A 15862-nucleotide genomic window follows, 5' to 3' on the forward strand; every position below is an offset into this window, starting at 1 on the left:
ATCGCCCACTGTTAGCTGCTATACTAAGTGCTAGGAAGAGTGGTGTATTGGCAGCACCCATGAACGTTCTATTCTGAACGGTTCAAAAATCTCCTTCCCCTCGGGAAGTGAGGTTGTCACTTTTTGAGATTGTTTGGGTGTGGTGGGCAATGTCCCGCCTTTTTTATTTCCTATGCAGATACAGATGCTGTTGCCTGTGGTGCAAACCCTTGCCCAGCAGGTTGCCGACCAAGAACACCTTGATCTGGTGAGTGTGCAGTGGCTGACCCATCAATCGCCCCCAATTTTACGGGTGGAGGTGCGCCATCCTGAGAATGACACCAGCTTAGAGGATTGCGAACGGCTGAGTCGGGCACTGGAGATGGCTTTGGATGGGCTGCCAGAGTTGGAGTTTGCCTACGTTCTCGAGGTGTCGAGTCCGGGCCTGTCGGATTACTTGAGTAGCGATCGCGACTTTGATGCCTTTCGTGGCTTTCCTGTACGGGTCACGACCACCGCACCCCATCGGGGCAAAACCCTTTGGGAGGGCAACCTGATTCGCCGTGACGCGGTGAATGTCTATCTCAATCAACGGGGGCGATCGCTGGCGATTCCCCGCTCACTCATTGCCAGTGTCCAACTGTACACCCCCAGCAGTGAGCCTTAGCAGCAGTTGATCTACTAAATGAACGAGGTTGTAACGGACGATGACCATCTATCGCTTACCCGGCCTACGGGCCATGATCAATGAAATCAGCCAAGAGCGGAATTTGCCCAAGCACGCGGTACATCAAGCCCTCAAGGAAGCACTGCTCAAGGGATACGAACGCTATCGCCGCAGTCTGCGCCCGGATCATAGTCACTTTGAAGAAGACCACTTTGCCAACTTTGAAGTGGAACTAGACACCGAGCAGGAGGGCTTCCGCGTTTTGGCCACCAAAACGATTACGGAAACAGTGGCGAACCCCGATCGCGAAATTGCCCTTGCCGATGTGATTGAGGTGGTGCAGGATGCCCGTGTCGGCGATACGGTGCTGTTGGATGTCACCCCTGACCATCAGGAATTTGGCCGCATGGCCGCCATGCAAACCAAGCAAGTGCTGGCGCAGAAATTGCGAGATCAACAGCGTCGCCTCGTCCAAGAGGAATTCAAAGACCTCGAGGGCACCGTACTCATGGGGCGCGTCCTGCGGTTTGAGCGGCGATCGGTGATTATGGCTGTGCGCAGCGATGCTAGCCAACCGGAAGTGGAGGCCGAACTGCCGAAACGGGAACAACTTCCCAACGACAACTACCGCGCCAACTCCACATTCAAGGTGTATCTCAAGCGCGTCAAAGAGGGACCTCAGCGCGGCCCCCAATTGGAGGTTTCCCGTGCTGATGCTGGCTTGGTGGTCTATCTCTTTGCCAATGAGGTGCCAGAAATTGAGGATGAAGTGGTGCGGATTGTGGCCATTGCTCGCGAAGCCAATCCCCCGAATCATAAAGTCGGCCCCCGCACCAAAATTGCCGTGGATACCTTAGAGCGGGATGTCGATCCGGTGGGTGCCTGTATTGGGGCACGGGGATCCCGCATTCAAGCAGTGGTGAATGAACTGCGGGGGGAAAAAATTGATGTGATCCGCTGGTCGCCGGATCCAGCCACCTATATTGCCAATTCCCTCAGTCCCGCCCCGGTAGAGGATGTGCGGCTAATCAACCCCGAAGCCCGCATTGCCCATGTCCTTGTGGCACCGGATAAGGTCTCCCAAGCCATTGGTAAGGAAGGCCAAAATGTGCGCTTGGCAACTCGCCTAACGGGCTGGAAAATTGAGGTGCGCGATAGCTCCCAATACAACTATGAAGAGGAGGATCGCTTGGCCATGGCCGCCCTCGAAGAACAAGTTGCCAGTTAGGGATGATGGCTGTCCCCCAACGCCGCTGTGTGTCCTGTGGCCGCTTGGCCGATCGCTCGGAGTTTTGGCGAATCGTGCGCTGCTGGCCCGATCAAAAGGTGCAGTTGGATCGGGGGATGGGGCGATCGGCCTATCTGTGTCCCACTGCCGAGTGTCTCAAGGTGGCCAAACAAAAAAAACGCTTGGCGCGATCGCTCCGCTGTCCCATTCCCGAGGATATTTTTACGACCCTTGCTGCTCGCTTAGATGCCCATCGCAACTATGACTGACTCCCCCATTTGGCAGCCCTTTACACAAATGAAAACGGCGGCTCCGCCCCTGAAGGTGGTGCGTGCCCAAGGTGCTCGCCTTGAACTGAGCGATGGCCGTCAGATTATTGATGCCATTTCCAGTTGGTGGGTGACGCTCCATGGCCACAGCCATCCTGTGCTGGCTAAAGCGCTCTATGAGCAGGCACAAACCCTTGAGCACGTCATTTTTGCCGGCTTTACCCATGAGCCAGCGGAGCAGCTTGCCCAACTGCTGTGTGCCCACACGCCAGCGGGGTTACAACGGGTCTTTTTTTCCGACAATGGCTCAACCGCCGTGGAAGTGGCGCTGAAGATGGCCTACCAGTATTGGCAGCGGCGAGATCAACCCCAGCGATCGCGCTTCATTGGCTTTACCGGCGGGTACCATGGCGATACCCTTGGGGCAATGACTGTCGGCCAAAGTTCCCCGTGGTGGCAACCCTTTCAACCGCTGCTCCCCCCCTTAACAATCCTGCCCTACCCAGCAACCTATGCGGGGGATCCAGAGGTGGAGACCAAGGAAGCACAGGCGATCGCTCAACTGGAGGATACCCTGAAGGCAGACCCCGATGCCTATGCCGCTCTCTTCATTGAGCCACTCGTACAGGGGGCAGGGGGAATGCGCATGTGTCGTCCCTCGTTTTTGCAAGCCCTTTCTGCAATTGCCAAGGCCTATGGGGTGTTAGTCGTCTATGACGAGGTGATGACGGGGTTTGGCCGCACAGGTGCCCTCTTTGCCTGTGAGAAAGCGGGGACACAACCCGATCTCCTTTGTCTCTCTAAGGGGTTATCGGGAGGCTGCTTGCCCATTGCCGTCACATTGGCCACTGAGGACATTTACCAAGCCTTTTATGCCGATGATCCGGCGCGCGCCTTTTTCCACAGCCATTCCTATACCGGCAATCCCTTGGCCTGTGCCGCGAGTGTGGCTTCATTTCAATTGCTGCTTGCCAAACCTGAAGCCTACCAAGGTCTAGAGGCGCGCCATTGGCAGTGTTACCAGCAGTATCTTGCCGATGTCAGCAATCTCAAGCAATTTCGCACCTGTGGCACGATCGCGGCCATGGAATTGGCGACGGCGGCCTCCTACTTTAGTGACTTTGTGCCCCAACTGCGCCGCCGCTTTATTGAGTTAGGTGTGCTGCTGCGACCTTTGGGCAATACGCTCTATATCCTGCCCCCCTACTGCATTAGTGATCAAGAACTGGCCGCAGTCTATCGCGCCATCCGCCAAGTGGCGATCGAGGTGGCCGCAGGTTATTTCACCGCAGTCTCTGCTTGAGTGGCCATATAACTCAGGAGCCAATTGACCGCAGTGGCACGGCGCGTACGGCGGGGGTTGAGTTCCTTGATTTCATAGCCAGCAAAGCCCAACTGTTCCTTGAGAAGTTGCTTGTGGGCAGGGGGAATAGAGCGGGTGAGCTTGACGATGGCGGGGCGGCTGCCAATGAAGTCTGGCGGTTGGGGATAGTCTTGTCGCCATTCTGGAGGCACGCGATCGCTCTGCCAAGTTTGGCTGTGGGCGTCATAGCGATAGCCCAAGCAGTGCCACAGGAGCTGATTGACCGTAGCATCATCCAATTCATCATTGAGAATTTGCCACAACGTGGCTTCTGTGAGAGGGGGGAGTGGCGAATCAGAGCTATCCATTCACACTCTTTGTAATCAGTCGGTCTACTGAAACCGGTACCATAAAAAGGGTGGTTTCTCTAAATCTGCCCTTATATGTCTGCTTCGGCAACGAATTCCCCTTCCCGCTGGCGATCGCTACGCAATAATGCCCTCCTGATTGGGGTGGCTGTGCTGATCACGCTACTGATTCGTATTTTTGTGGCGGAGTCGCGCTTTATTCCCTCAGAGTCTATGGAGCCAACGCTTTGGCCGGGCGATCGCATTGTGGTGGAAAAGATCACCTATCGCCAGCGATCGCCTCAACCGGGGGATATTGTTGTCTTCTATACCCCACCCCTCTTGCAGACCCTTGGTTATCGCGCCGATCAAGCCCTCATTAAACGAGTGATTGCCACCGCCGGGGACACGGTTGCCGTGCATGATGGTCAAGTTTGGGTCAACGATCGCCCCCTTGCAGAACCCTACATTGCTGAGCCACCCGTTTATACCCTCTCCCCAGTGACAGTGCCAGAGAATATGCTCTTTGTTATGGGAGATAACCGCAACCACAGCAATGACTCCCATATCTGGGGATTTTTGCCCCTTGAGAATGTCATTGGTCGGGCGATCGCCTGCTATTGGCCCCTCAACCATGCGGGTAAAATTTCGTCCCCGGCTGCCTAATAGGTGACTAGCCGCATCAGTGTGGGGTTAGCATCCTCCACCAGTCCCCATTCAACTGGTAACGGTACCACTTGTCCCACAGGAGTTGTTTGCGTTGCTTGGAGACAATCAGTCTGCAAACTGTAGTTGCCATTGCGCAGGCTTGACGGTTGGGCAGGGCGGCTGACTTGACAGGTTTTAATGACCGTCGCTCCCACCTGTAGCGTGCTATGGGTTTGGCTGTGAGCCAAAGGTGTCCAAGAAAACACGGCTAACACACTCAAGGCGATCGTGGCGACAAGAGACTGCCGCCAAAACTGCATGCTGAACATAATTCCCCCGCCTTCTCTTTATCGAGAAGTCATTGATGAAATCACTTGTAACAGTTCCTTAGATTCCTTCCCCCGCTTTTAGAAACGTGAGGCTTTGAGTCTTGAACAGTGAATACTAAGGTATTAACTGCAAAAAAGTAATAAGAAAATGTGAGGAGCTGTTTAGAGTTGTAGGGGACTCAGTCGCCTTCCCTACACTTCTATTGTAGTCTTTATAGCCAAACCTAGTTACGATCCTGTACAAAAGTTCATGATTGAGTCTTATACCAATTCAATTTGAAGATATAGTCATTTCGAAAGAGAGTGAGATATTTTCAAGAGGGATAGGCTATACTCAAAGCGTCATGAATGTTACTCAAGAATATGAGCTATAGCTTGAACTGACGAGAGCGGGTTGTCTCCTATATCCAGCAAGGTGGCAAAATCAGTGAAGCAACTCAAATCTTTCAGGTGAGCCGCGCCACCATCCATCGCTGGCTGAAGCGAGAGGACTTAGCCCCTACGGTTGTCCCCCGTCGTCCTTGGAAACTGGATTGGGCGGCCTTAGAGACGGGGTTTGACTCTCGAGTGGAGTGTGAGTATGGGTGGTCAGCGCGAGGCCAACGAATTGATGGAGAGTGAGCTTTGTGGGCAGCTGTGGACAAGTCCTTGCTTCAGCCAGTAGAGCATCTGCAAGCGTTCCTGCTGTCGGGCATCGGTTTCATGGTTGCAAAGAGCTGGTATAGGATATCGCTTCTTGTCGCTTGAACTCTGTTCATCCAGCGAACTCAAACAATCTGCCATCTTCTACTGCTCAGCAAATAATGGTATAAACTCCCTTCCCTTCAAGGCAGTGGACTAAATGGGAACGCTAGCAAGGACTATCCTCTTTAGGGGTCAATTTGTGCCTGTGCCACTACTGGCATAGTTCCAACGAAAAACGGCTATTCACCTGTCAGGATCAAAGTATCAGCGTAACGACACCGCCCTTCGCTACGGTTGACGCTTCAAAACGCTGGTTTAGGCCACTTCGCGTTTCAGGTAGGGAAATAGAATGATTTCGTTGGCACGTTTGGGTTGGTCACTTTCAGTTGTATTGGGAGTTGTTACCCTTGGGTTCACCAATGGGCTGGCGATCGCTCAACCGCTCTTGGCACGACAAAATCAATCTCCATTGGTCAATGGCCTGTATCTCCTTGGCGAGTCGCCCCAACCCCAACAGGTGGGTCATAGCTATATTGTCTTTGAAGTCAAAGATCAGAAGGTCTATGGGGCGTTTTACATGCCCAATTCCTCCTTTGATTGTTTTCGGGGTACCGTGGGCGATCGCCAGTTGCAGGTGACGGTTCTACCCACCTATGAGGAGGAACCCTACCAAGCAGAAATTGATTTACCCAGTTTCTATAGTTTGCGTCGTATTAGTGCTAGCGATCGCGCCATTTTGGCCGCCTGCAAAGCCGAGCCGCTGCCCATTGCCACCCAAACCGGAAGCTAGGCAGAGGTGATATCATCAGACGGTACCTTTTGCCGTTAACTTTTGGTTAAGTCTGAATGGTTAAGCTGACCCCGACGCCTGCCTACAGTCTGACGCTGCGATTGAAGACTTCCTTAGATCCAACGGAATTGGGAACCGTTCTCCAGATCATTGGTGGGCAACAGGGGCAAGTGGGTTCCATCACCCTGATCGAGAAAACCGCTAATAAAATCCTACGGGAACTGGTGGTGGTGGCTGCCAGCCGCGATCATGCTGCGGCCATTGTCAATGCTGTGAAATCTGACACCCAAGCCACGGTGCTAGAGGTGAGCGATCGCACCTTTCGGCTCCATGAGGGGGGCAAAATCACCGTTAGAAGCAAGCATCCCCTTCAGGAATACGACGATCTGGCGATGGCCTATACGCCGGGCGTCGGTCGGGTATCCCAAGCGATCGCTGACGATCCTCAATTGGTGCACAAACTGACGATCAAAAGCCATACGGTGGCCATTGTCAGTGATGGCAGTGCGGTCTTGGGATTGGGCAATATCGGCCCAGAGGCTGCTCTACCGGTGATGGAGGGCAAGGCCATGCTCTTTCAGGAATTTGCCGGTCTGGACGCCTTTCCCATCTGCTTGAGCACACAGGAGGTGGATGAAATCGTCGCCACCGTCAAGCGCATCGCCCCCGTCTTTGGTGGCATCAATCTAGAGGATATTAGCGCCCCCCGCTGCTTTGAAATCGAAGCCCGTCTGCAAGCGGAATTGGATATCCCTGTGTTTCACGATGACCAGCACGGCACGGCCATTGTCACCCTTGCCGCCCTTAAAAATGCCCTGCAACTAGTGGCTAAATCCTTAGATACGGTGCGCATTGTCATTAACGGGGCGGGGGCAGCCGGCATCGCCGTGGCCAAGCTCCTGCGCAAAGCCGGCGCCCACCATCTAACCCTCTGCAACCGCCAAGGCATCCTCTCAAAAGACAAAGCACAAACACCAGCACAGCAGGAATTTGCCGTCGCTGAAACAGGAACGCTGGCTGATGCTCTAGAGGGTGCCGATGTCTTTATTGGCTTGAGTGCCCCCGGCGTCCTGACATTGGAAATGGTGCAGCGCATGGCCCCAAAAGCGATTGTTTTTGCAATGGCCAATCCCGTGCCGGAAATCCAACCCGAACTCATTTATGACCATGTGGCGGTGGTGGCCACTGGCCGCAGTGACTATCCCAATCAAATCAACAATGTGCTCGCTTTTCCGGGGGTGTTTAAGGGTACCCTTGCCTGTCGGGCACCCCGCATGACGGAGGAGATGTTCCTCGCGGCAGCAGCAGCGATCGCGGCCTTGGTCAGTCCCTCGGAACTGCACTCAGCCTATATTATCCCCTCAGTGTTTGATCCACGGGTGGCACCGGCAGTGGCCAAGGCTGTCGAGGACTGCGCGCGATCGCTGGGGTTAGCGCGTGCCTAGTCTCTATTGCGAGACAGTAAAGGGTTGAGTCAGGGTCAAGCCCAAATCCGTATTGGCATCAATCACCACTAGTCGCTGCACGGCTGGATCAATCGCACCACCAATGGTGGCACCGGCGGCTGCACCGGTAATCACTTTTTCGGGCGTAATCTTGCGATCGCCAATCACTGCAGAAGCACCCGTGGCCAAAGCAGCACCAATCAGCGTATCGCGAATAATGGAGGTGGCAGGCCGTCCTTGGTTGGTTTCAATCGCTGCCCCCGTCACTGTCCCCGTGAGCACTTTTAGGGGCGTAATCCTGCGGTCTCCCGCCAAGCCAGAAATCCCCGCAGCCACCGCCGAACCAATGGCCGCATTGCGGAAGACATTGCCAATGTTGGGATCACGGGCATCGCGAATCGTACGAATTACTTGGGAATTAGCAGCGATCGGGAGTTGGCGATTATTGATCACCACCGTATTGGCCACAAATTGAGACCCCCCTTGGGCGGGCTGGATCTGGCCAAAAATTTCACTGCCCACGGGAATCACAACACGACCTTGGCTATCGCGGACATCGGCAGCCGTCACCAAGCGGATCGCAACACTTTCATTGGGGCTAAGGACAATCCGCTCTGCATCGGGGAAACGAGCCGGAATTTGCTGACCGGCTGGGAGCGCAATAGGCGAGGTGGTAGCCATACCCGCAATGTACTGCGTCGGCACAAGGGCTTGGGCACCGGGGGCACGGGTCGCCTGACAGAGGAATGCGGCAATATCGGCACGGGTGGCCAGTTGATTTGGCGCAAAGAACTGCACATTGGGATAGTTCACCACCACTTGTTTAGCGGTGGCAGCGGCCACACCCGCACGTCCATAAGCGGGAATTGCTGCCGCATCATTGAACTGGCCTAAGACCCCCTCCACAGAAGGCGGTGTGGGATATTGCAAGCCACTGGCTAGAGCCACGATCGCCTGAACACGCGGAATATTTTGATTGGGCTGAAACACATTGCCGGGGTAGCCACTCAAGAAGCCAGTACGGGTGGCATTTTGAATCGCACTCGCTGCCCAAAATGTGCTGGGGACATCGTTAAACATACTGGGGGCACGCACCACAGGCGCATTGGGAAACGCCTTCCCCAGCATGGCTGCATATTCAGCACGGGTGACGGGGGCAAAGGGGCGAAAGGTGCCATCGGGATAGCCGCTGATAATGTTGCGACTGGCCAAGTGGTCAATACAGGCCTGTGCCCAAATGCCTTGGGTATCGGTAAAACGGGATTGGGCTTGCACCGGAACAGCCGCTAGAAGGGCAAGGGTACCAGAACTCATTAAACCGCAGCTCAAAACGGCCAAGCTGCGCTGTGCGAGGCTCTGCATAGCAAATCTCTCCAAGTAAGAGGGTATTCAAGTTATCTGAGAGGGTTTTGGATTCCCCTCAGCAATTTTGATTGGGAAAACACGTCAATCGTTGACTCTGCTGATGCCTATGGACGCAGTGCCGGAGATTAGGTTCCCTTGGGGGTAGGGGCTTCACTGGGGACAAGAACCGATTCCACTTGGGTATTCATTTGCCAGCCCGAAATTAAGGCCGCCGGTAGGGTGTGGGGTTTGGGGCTGTGGAGCAGGTAAATCAGGCGATCGCCCACTTGCCACTCTTCATTGGCTCGCACCACCCGCAATCCCTCTGGCCGTTCCACAAGCAGGGGAAGCACTTTCCCAGAGCGGATCAAGGCGTCAAGGTGCTGGCGTTGCAATTGCGATCGCTCCTCCTCAATCACCAGTTCCCCTAGACGAACCGCCTCAGTATTGATATATTGATTCCATTTTTTGATCGACAGTTGTGGGGTAAAGGCTGGACTCAACCCCAAGGGACAATCCTCTACCTCAAGGGCGGCCAAGACCCGTGGCGGATGAAATTCTTCGAGGACGCGCTGTGCCAGCACCGCATTCACCTCAGTATTACTAGTCACAGCCAGATAGGTGCCCAATTGAGTAATACCAGCCTCCTGCAAAATATTCAGGTCAAGGGCACTACTGAGATAGACGGGCAGATGTTCACGGCGGGCTTGTTCAACGGCCTCAGGATCGGTGTCAATCATCACCACCTCTTCGCCGCGATCGCGCAAGATCCGCGCCAACAAACGACCCAAGGGCGTACAGCCAGCAATCATCACCCCTGAAGCCCCTTGGGCACGCACATTCAGTTGGGTTGCCACCCAGCGCGCCGTTAGGCCTTGGCCGAAAACCGTCATCAAAATCGTCAGGAACACTTGTCCTTTAATGGCATCCCCCCCACTAATTCCCGCATTGGTGAGGGTAATCGAAAATAGCGAAGCCACTGAAGCCGCAACAATTCCCCGCGGCGCAATCCAACTGAGGAAGGCTTTTTGTTGCCAACTGAGATCACTGCCCCACGTACATAGGACAACGCCGAGGGGACGAATCAGGAACATTAAGCACAACACCGTGAACACCCCCGACCAACCTAGCTCCAATAGACCAGCGATCGAGAGATCCGCAGCCAGCAGGACAAACAAGACCGAGATCGAGAGCGTACTCAGTTGACCCTTGAAACGCCGCAGTAGCCGCCCCCCCGGTACATCCGACCAACGCAGTACCAGCCCCAGAACCACCGCCATCATCAAGCCGGATTCGCTCACCAGTTGATCCGAGAGCCAAAATAGCCCCCACAGCGCTGCCAGCACCAACAGGTTCCGCAAATCTTCCGCCAAAAACCAAGCGCGGTGCAGGAAGCGATTGAGACACCAGCCACCAATACCACCAATCAAGACCCCCACCGCCAAGCGTTGAATAATCCCGAGGGCGATCGCCCCCATGCCGAGGTCTTGATTGAGAACTACGTTCAGCACCATCACCGCCAAAATGGCACCAATGGGGTCAATGAGCACGCCTTCCCCTTCGAGAATGACCGCCAATTTGTGCTCTACACCCACCTGACGCAGCAGCGGCCCTACCACCGTAGGCCCGGTCACCACCACCACAGACGCATAGAGAAAGGCCAGTTGCCACGGAAACTCGCCAATCCAATGGGCGGCCATGGCGCCAGCCACAAACGTCACCAATCCCCCCAGCGTCACTAACTTCCAGAGGCTACCCGTAATATCTTGGTCAGCGCGGCTCAGGTCTAAGCTCAAGCCCCCCTCAAAGAGAATCAAGGCCACACACAGGGGCACTAACACTTCTAGGCCTTCGCCTAAAACTTCCGGATGGACTAGCCCCAAGCCGCTCGGCCCTGAAAGAATACCCGCCAGTAACAACAGGACAATACTCGGCAGCCGTAGCCAATGGGCAGTCACTTGGGCACCAATGCCTAGGACAACGGTGATGACGAACAAGGCGGTGAGTTCGGCACTACTTTCCATCGCAGCCTCCACAGAGGTTTAGGCGTTTAGGGCTAGACTGACGGGCAAGCGTTCCTCCTTGTTCTACGTCAAAGTTCAGTATTGGACTGTTGCATTTGTCACACCCTATTGCGGGGGAACCTGATTACAGGATACTGGAAGTCCTTGAGCACTGCCAATTTCAATCAATCTTGTTAAGCTTTACTTCAAGAGGGCAGCTACAGTGCGCTTTGCGATCGCCACCACAGCCATGCTGCTGCACCACAGAGGGTACAGTTGCCAATGAACGTGAGCAGCGCTTGCAGATCCACCAACCAAGCCAGTGTCACTGCATTATCGAAGTAATGCCACGTACAGGCACACATGGCACTCACCAACGCTGGTAGCATTGCCCACGCCAACCACCGCCATCCCTGCTCCGGACAGCGGCGATCCAGTTGTGCCACAAACCAAATGGCGGCCATCCACTCCAGCACACTGGAAATGTGCACTATCCATGTGGAAATTGACAGGGCGTGCATTCGGCCTCCGGATAGATGAGGATTTTGTAAGTCTCAGGCGTGGGATGTACTGCCTGTTCCACCGCCTCGGCAAGTTTGACCAAGGGATAGCGATCGCTGATCAGGGCTTTGACATCAATGCGGCGGTTAAAGATAATGTCGCAGGCTAAGGACTGTAAGCGGTAGGAGGAACTGTAGCTGCCCATGAGATCAATCTCACGGCGATAGAGAATGTTGGGATTGAGGGGAATCTCCACCTCATCGGGAAACTCGGCAAAGAAGAGAATTTTGCCCCCCTTGCGAGTACACTCTAGGGCTTGGAAAAAGGCCTTCTCACTGGGAACCGCCAAGAGACTGACATCCACCCCCAAGCCATGGGTCAGGGCTTGCACCTTGGCACTGAGATCGGGATCGCGGGCATCAAAGGCGGCAGCAGCGCCCACTTCTTTGGCTTTGGCAATTCGCGAGGGCAGTAAATCGGTGGCGATCGCCCGTGCCCCAAAGAGATTCACCAACATAATAAACATTAGGCCAATAGGCCCTGCCCCAGTGATCAGCACCGTTTGGCCGGGAGCAACACCTGCTTTCTTCACCGCCTTGAGGCAACAGTTGGTGGGTTCAACAAAGCTGGCTTCTTCATCACTAATGTGATCGGGAATGGGAATCAGACCGCCATGCTGCACAATGTGCCCCGGTACTTTCACATACTCAGCAAAACCACCGCCACTGGGAATAAAGCCCGCCGTGGTTGTAACGGTTTTATACACATGGCACATTGAATAGTTTTCATTCAAGCAGTAGGCGCAGTGCATACAGGGAATATGGTGCATGACCACCACCCGCTGACCCACCTGCCAACCCGTCACGGCCTCACCCACCGCCGCAATTTCACCCGCCGTTTCATGGCCAAAAATACGAGGCGGCTCATAGAGGGGATAGCGAATTTTTTTGATGTCCGATTGGCACAAGCCAACGACCTTAACGCGCACAAGGACTTCATCGGCAGCAATCTCAGGGATGGGAATGTCCTCGTAGCTGAGTTGGTTCACCCCTCGGAACACTTGGGCTTTCATTGAGACCTTTGCAAACTCGCCACCCCTAAGATAATTGTCCCTTGCACCGAGAGCAAGTCTGGATGATACCCCTTTGCAACTCAAGCAAAGGAAAACTCTAGTTGTTTTGCTGCTGACAGGCAAATCGTGGGCTGAGGTGATTGGATTTCAAGGGCATTCAATAGATTCACGAGCGATCGCCCCACCGCTGCCGCCAAATTCACGGGCACTGCATTGCCAATCTGCCGATACTGGCTTGAAAGAGAACCACAAAACTGCCAATCATCGGGGAACGTTTGGATACGCGCATATTCGCGCACGGTCAACGGTCGTGTTTCGGTGGGGTGGCAGCGTTCTGTTTGCTTTTGGGCAGGGGAGCAAGTCAATGTCAACGCAGGTTCATCCCATGCCAAGTGCCGTGCCATCCCCGTTTTGCCACCATCAAGACGAAAACTTCCCATCAGATAAGCCTGCTGCAGGTCTGGGGGCAAGTCGCGCCAACACCCCCCTTCGGGAACCTGTTGCAAAATCGCCGCTTTCTGCTCAGGGTAACGCTGACCCGCAGAGGGAGGCACATCGCTTGATTTCTCTTTCAATAAATTCCTCATCACTGAGATGATAAACAGCAATATCGAAAGTTGCTTTTATTGGATCAATTTTGAGCTTCTTAAATTCTGTGAAATCAATTGATGAGCGATAGTTTAGAATTGTTTCTTTAACATGAGCACGAATATCTTCGTCGCTAATAAATCCCAGCTGACAGTAGGCACTGGAACAGGAGCATAACTCATACTCTAGAAAAGAAAAGAGTTATATTAAGATTTTTACTGCTTTTGACATCTTACGTAACAAAGTGGTGGTGAAAGAGACTCCCCTGAAATACTAGAGGAAGAGTCCTGAGTACTGGGGGCAAGTTTGTTGTGGCGTATCCCTTGCACGTTGCCTTCATTTGGCACCAGCACCAACCCCTCTACAAAAGTTGTCGCACCGGTCAATACCTGCTCCCTTGGGTACGGCTCCACGGCACGAAGGACTACTTAGATCTGATCTTAGTCCTCGCCAAATATCCCCGCCTCAAGCAAACCGTCAACCTTGTCCCCTCCCTGTTGCTGCAAATTCAGGATTATGTCAACGGTACGGCCCTTGATCCCTACCTCACAGCCACACTGACGCCGGTCGAGCAACTCACGGATCAACAGCGCTGGTTTATCATTGAGCATTTCTTTGATGCCCACCACCGCACAATGATTGACCCCCATCCCCGCTATCGCGAACTCTACGAGCAGCGGCAAACCCAAGGGAAAACTTGGTGTTGGCAACACTGGCAGCCGCAAGATTATGGGGATTTGTTAGCGTGGCACAATTTAGCGTGGATTGATCCTCTCTACTGGGAGGAGCCAGAGATTGCCCAATGGCTATCCCAAGGGCGGGATTTTAGCCTCAGCGATCGCCAGCGGATCATTGCCAAACAGCGGGAAATTCTTGGCCAAATCATTCCCCAGCACCGCGCCCTTCAAGAGGCGGGTCAAATTGAAGTCACCACAACCCCCTATACCCACCCGATTTTGCCCCTCTTGGTGGATACCGATGCCGCCAAAGTAGCGGTTCCCAACATTGCCCTGCCCCAACAGCGGTTTCAATATCCCGAAGATGTTCCTCGGCATTTGCGGCGGGCGCGAGTTCTTTATGAACAATTCTTTGGGCGATCGCCCCGCGGACTGTGGCCGTCAGAGCAATCCGTGAGTCCAGCCATTCTTGAACCCATTGTCGAGCAGGGCTTTGAGTGGATTTGCTCCGATGAAGCCATCTTGGGCTGGACAACGGGAACCTATTTTTACCGCAACGAAGCAGGGGTTGTCCAACAGGCCAATGTTCTTTACCAACCCTACCGCCTGACCACGGCCAAAGGGGATCTCAACATTGTCTTTCGCGATCATCGCCTCTCGGATCTGATTGGTTTTACCTACAGTGCCATGGCTCCCGAAGCAGCGGCAGCGGATCTGCTCAAGCAGCTGGAGGGCATTCGCCAGCAACTCATTGCCCATGAAGGGACTGGTCAATCCAGTTTGGCGCAACCATGGCTTGTGACCATTGCCCTCGATGGTGAAAACTGCTGGGAGTACTATCCCCGCGACGGCCTGCCCTTCTTAGAAAGGCTTTACCAAGGCCTGAGCGAGAACGAGCACTTTGCCTGTGTTTCTGTGGCGGAGTATCTGCAACAATATCCCCCACGTGCGGTGATTTCGGGTTCTGCTCTTCACAGCGGCTCTTGGATTGATGGCAATTTCTGTACATGGATTGGCGATCCGGTAAAAAACAAAGCTTGGGACTATTTAGGGGCTGCCCGCCAAACCCTTGAACGCCACCCCGAAGCCACTGAAACGAAGAATCCGGCAGCATGGCAAGCTCTTTTGGCGGCTGAAGGCTCTGACTGGTTTTGGTGGTTTGGTGAAGGCCACTCCTCGAACCACGATGCCATGTTTGATCAGCTTTTCCGTGAGCATTTGATGGCGCTCTACACAGCATTGGGGGAGCCAATTCCTGAGGTTCTCAATGATCCCTTAGAAGTCCACGAAGCCAAGGATACCTACCCGCCCCAAGGCTTTATTCACCCTGAGATTGATGGGCGCGGTGATGAGCAGGACTGGAACTTTGCTGGCCGGATTCAAATCGGTGGCAGCCGCGGGACGATGCACCGCCAAACGCTGATCAGTCGCCTCTGGTATGGGGTGGATCACCTAAATATCTATCTGCGTCTTGATACTCCGAACCAGAAACAGCCCTTTGGGAATGACATCAGCACCCTGCACTTTTGCTGGTACTACCCCAACAGGGTGACGTACAATAGCCCCCTCTCTGATCTGCGAGATTGCCCCGACGCAGCCCCCCTCAACTACCTGTACCACCATCAATTGGTGATTGACTTTGAAAAGCAACAGATTGCTTTCAAAGAGGCGATCGCCAACTACCAGTGGGAAGAGCGACCCAACCATGCCCGCTATGCCTTGGGCATCTGCCTAGAAGTGGCCATTCCTTGGGCAGATCTGCACCTGCATCCCGATTGTGGCCTGCATTTATTGATTGTGTTGGCACAGGATGGCTATTACTTGGATCATCTGCCCACAGAGCAACTGCTCTTTTTGACCACACCTTAGACCTTGAGGCGAAGCGTTAACAACAAGCGATCGCTCAGGCTTCGCAATGCAGCTACGGTTGAGGGCAAATAATTTGCAGCGAGAAATTATTTTCTGCGTACCAAAGTTCTGTAAGCTCA

The 15862-nt window shown here is 54.1% G+C and carries 16 protein-coding genes and 1 pseudogene; 9 read left to right on the plus strand and 8 right to left on the minus strand.

Annotation, left to right across the window (positions count from 1 at the left end; all coding sequences use genetic code 11):
• Window positions 1-184: 184 nt before the first annotated feature.
• From rimP to bioA, 4 genes are read left to right on the plus strand one after another with little or no spacing between them, the layout of a single operon-like run.
• A complete protein-coding gene (gene rimP / locus RHI63_RS07190; protein ID WP_190278200.1) occupies window positions 185-646 on the plus strand; it encodes a ribosome maturation factor RimP in 462 nt (153 codons plus the stop codon).
• Between the two features lie 40 nt (window positions 647-686).
• Window positions 687-1874, plus strand: a complete 1188-nt coding sequence (nusA, locus tag RHI63_RS07195; protein WP_149818240.1) for a transcription termination factor NusA — start codon at window positions 687-689, stop codon at window positions 1872-1874.
• 2 nt (window positions 1875-1876) lie between these two features.
• The gene (locus RHI63_RS07200) at window positions 1877-2143 is read left to right on the plus strand and encodes a YlxR family protein (RefSeq protein WP_149818242.1); all 267 of its coding nucleotides are present in this window, start codon (window positions 1877-1879) and stop codon (window positions 2141-2143) included.
• The gene (gene bioA, locus RHI63_RS07205; protein ID WP_310800081.1) at window positions 2121-3446 is read left to right on the plus strand and encodes an adenosylmethionine--8-amino-7-oxononanoate transaminase; all 1326 of its coding nucleotides are present in this window, start codon (window positions 2121-2123) and stop codon (window positions 3444-3446) included. The genes RHI63_RS07200 and bioA overlap by 23 nt, the downstream gene beginning before the upstream one ends.
• Here bioA and RHI63_RS07210 read toward each other — a convergent pair.
• Window positions 3422-3814 carry a DUF1823 family protein gene (locus RHI63_RS07210; protein WP_206199574.1) on the minus strand — a complete coding sequence of 131 codons (393 nt, stop codon included), beginning with the start codon at window positions 3812-3814 and terminating at the stop codon, window positions 3422-3424. The genes bioA and RHI63_RS07210 overlap by 25 nt on opposite strands.
• A 75-nt stretch (window positions 3815-3889) precedes the next feature.
• Here RHI63_RS07210 and lepB point away from each other — a divergent pair, with 75 nt between their 5' ends.
• The gene (gene lepB / locus RHI63_RS07215) at window positions 3890-4459 is read left to right on the plus strand and encodes a signal peptidase I (protein WP_310743592.1); all 570 of its coding nucleotides are present in this window, start codon (window positions 3890-3892) and stop codon (window positions 4457-4459) included.
• Here the strand turns inward: lepB and RHI63_RS07220 are convergent.
• Complete coding sequence (locus RHI63_RS07220; RefSeq protein WP_310821392.1) at window positions 4456-4761, minus strand: hypothetical protein; 306 nt, start codon at window positions 4759-4761, stop codon at window positions 4456-4458. The genes lepB and RHI63_RS07220 overlap by 4 nt on opposite strands.
• 432 nt (window positions 4762-5193) lie before the next feature.
• On the opposite strand from RHI63_RS07220, the gene RHI63_RS13160 reads away from it, so the two are divergent.
• The 3 genes from RHI63_RS13160 (at window position 5194) to RHI63_RS07235 (ending at window position 7689) form a co-directional block, all read left to right on the plus strand.
• Window positions 5194-5391 carry an IS630 transposase-related protein gene (locus RHI63_RS13160; RefSeq protein ID WP_399364981.1) on the plus strand — a complete coding sequence of 66 codons (198 nt, stop codon included), beginning with the start codon at window positions 5194-5196 and terminating at the stop codon, window positions 5389-5391.
• A gap of 412 nt (window positions 5392-5803) precedes the next feature.
• Window positions 5804-6244, plus strand: a complete 441-nt coding sequence (locus RHI63_RS07230) for a hypothetical protein (protein WP_302676334.1) — start codon at window positions 5804-5806, stop codon at window positions 6242-6244.
• A 56-nt stretch (window positions 6245-6300) separates the two neighbouring features.
• Complete coding sequence (locus RHI63_RS07235; RefSeq protein WP_206199578.1) at window positions 6301-7689, plus strand: NAD-dependent malic enzyme; 1389 nt, start codon at window positions 6301-6303, stop codon at window positions 7687-7689.
• A 3-nt stretch (window positions 7690-7692) separates the two neighbouring features.
• Here RHI63_RS07235 and RHI63_RS07240 read toward each other — a convergent pair whose 3' ends face one another.
• The 6 genes and pseudogenes from RHI63_RS07240 to RHI63_RS13075 all read right to left on the minus strand — a co-directional run bounded on the left by RHI63_RS07240 (window position 7693) and on the right by RHI63_RS13075 (window position 13344).
• The gene (locus RHI63_RS07240) at window positions 7693-9051 is read right to left on the minus strand and encodes an S-layer homology domain-containing protein (protein ID WP_310821393.1); all 1359 of its coding nucleotides are present in this window, start codon (window positions 9049-9051) and stop codon (window positions 7693-7695) included.
• 128 nt (window positions 9052-9179) lie between these two features.
• A complete protein-coding gene (locus RHI63_RS07245) occupies window positions 9180-11057 on the minus strand; it encodes a cation:proton antiporter (protein WP_310438305.1) in 1878 nt (625 codons plus the stop codon).
• 197 nt (window positions 11058-11254) lie between these two features.
• Window positions 11255-11557, minus strand: a complete 303-nt coding sequence (locus tag RHI63_RS07250; protein WP_302677924.1) for a DUF2499 domain-containing protein — start codon at window positions 11555-11557, stop codon at window positions 11255-11257.
• Window positions 11527-12609 (minus strand): zinc-dependent dehydrogenase, encoded by a 1083-nt coding sequence (locus RHI63_RS07255; RefSeq protein ID WP_310742823.1) that lies wholly within the window; start codon window positions 12607-12609, stop codon window positions 11527-11529. The genes RHI63_RS07250 and RHI63_RS07255 overlap by 31 nt, the downstream gene beginning before the upstream one ends.
• An 80-nt stretch (window positions 12610-12689) precedes the next feature.
• Window positions 12690-13169: pseudogene (locus RHI63_RS07260) on the minus strand (DNA cytosine methyltransferase); the annotation flags it as partial.
• On the minus strand, window positions 13132-13344 hold the full coding sequence (locus tag RHI63_RS13075; protein WP_315863371.1) for an Eco47II family restriction endonuclease: 213 nt from the start codon (window positions 13342-13344) through the stop codon (window positions 13132-13134). The gene RHI63_RS13075 and the pseudogene RHI63_RS07260, both read right to left, overlap by 38 nt.
• 164 nt (window positions 13345-13508) lie before the next feature.
• Between RHI63_RS13075 and RHI63_RS07265 the strand changes: the two genes are divergently transcribed.
• Window positions 13509-15743 (plus strand): glycoside hydrolase, encoded by a 2235-nt coding sequence (locus tag RHI63_RS07265; protein WP_310821394.1) that lies wholly within the window; start codon window positions 13509-13511, stop codon window positions 15741-15743.
• Window positions 15744-15862 lie beyond the last annotated feature (119 nt).

The sequence above is a fragment of the Thermosynechococcus sp. GLH187 genome (assembly GCF_031583395.1).
Taxonomy (GTDB): domain Bacteria; phylum Cyanobacteriota; class Cyanobacteriia; order Thermosynechococcales; family Thermosynechococcaceae; genus Thermosynechococcus.

Coding starts and splice junctions, on each gene's coding strand:
- rimP (WP_190278200.1), top strand. CDS start 185: ATGCTGTTGCCTGTGGTGCAAACCCTTGCCCAGCAGGTTGCCGACCAA.
- nusA (WP_149818240.1), top strand. CDS start 687: ATGACCATCTATCGCTTACCCGGCCTACGGGCCATGATCAATGAAATC.
- RHI63_RS07200 (WP_149818242.1), top strand. CDS start 1,877: ATGATGGCTGTCCCCCAACGCCGCTGTGTGTCCTGTGGCCGCTTGGCC.
- bioA (WP_310800081.1), top strand. CDS start 2,121: ATGCCCATCGCAACTATGACTGACTCCCCCATTTGGCAGCCCTTTACA.
- RHI63_RS07210 (WP_206199574.1), bottom strand. CDS start 3,814: ATGGATAGCTCTGATTCGCCACTCCCCCCTCTCACAGAAGCCACGTTG.
- lepB (WP_310743592.1), top strand. CDS start 3,890: ATGTCTGCTTCGGCAACGAATTCCCCTTCCCGCTGGCGATCGCTACGC.
- RHI63_RS07220 (WP_310821392.1), bottom strand. CDS start 4,761: ATGCAGTTTTGGCGGCAGTCTCTTGTCGCCACGATCGCCTTGAGTGTG.
- RHI63_RS07230 (WP_302676334.1), top strand. CDS start 5,804: ATGATTTCGTTGGCACGTTTGGGTTGGTCACTTTCAGTTGTATTGGGA.
- RHI63_RS07235 (WP_206199578.1), top strand. CDS start 6,301: ATGGTTAAGCTGACCCCGACGCCTGCCTACAGTCTGACGCTGCGATTG.
- RHI63_RS07240 (WP_310821393.1), bottom strand. CDS start 9,051: ATGCAGAGCCTCGCACAGCGCAGCTTGGCCGTTTTGAGCTGCGGTTTA.
- RHI63_RS07245 (WP_310438305.1), bottom strand. CDS start 11,057: ATGGAAAGTAGTGCCGAACTCACCGCCTTGTTCGTCATCACCGTTGTC.
- RHI63_RS07250 (WP_302677924.1), bottom strand. CDS start 11,557: ATGCACGCCCTGTCAATTTCCACATGGATAGTGCACATTTCCAGTGTG.
- RHI63_RS07255 (WP_310742823.1), bottom strand. CDS start 12,609: ATGAAAGCCCAAGTGTTCCGAGGGGTGAACCAACTCAGCTACGAGGAC.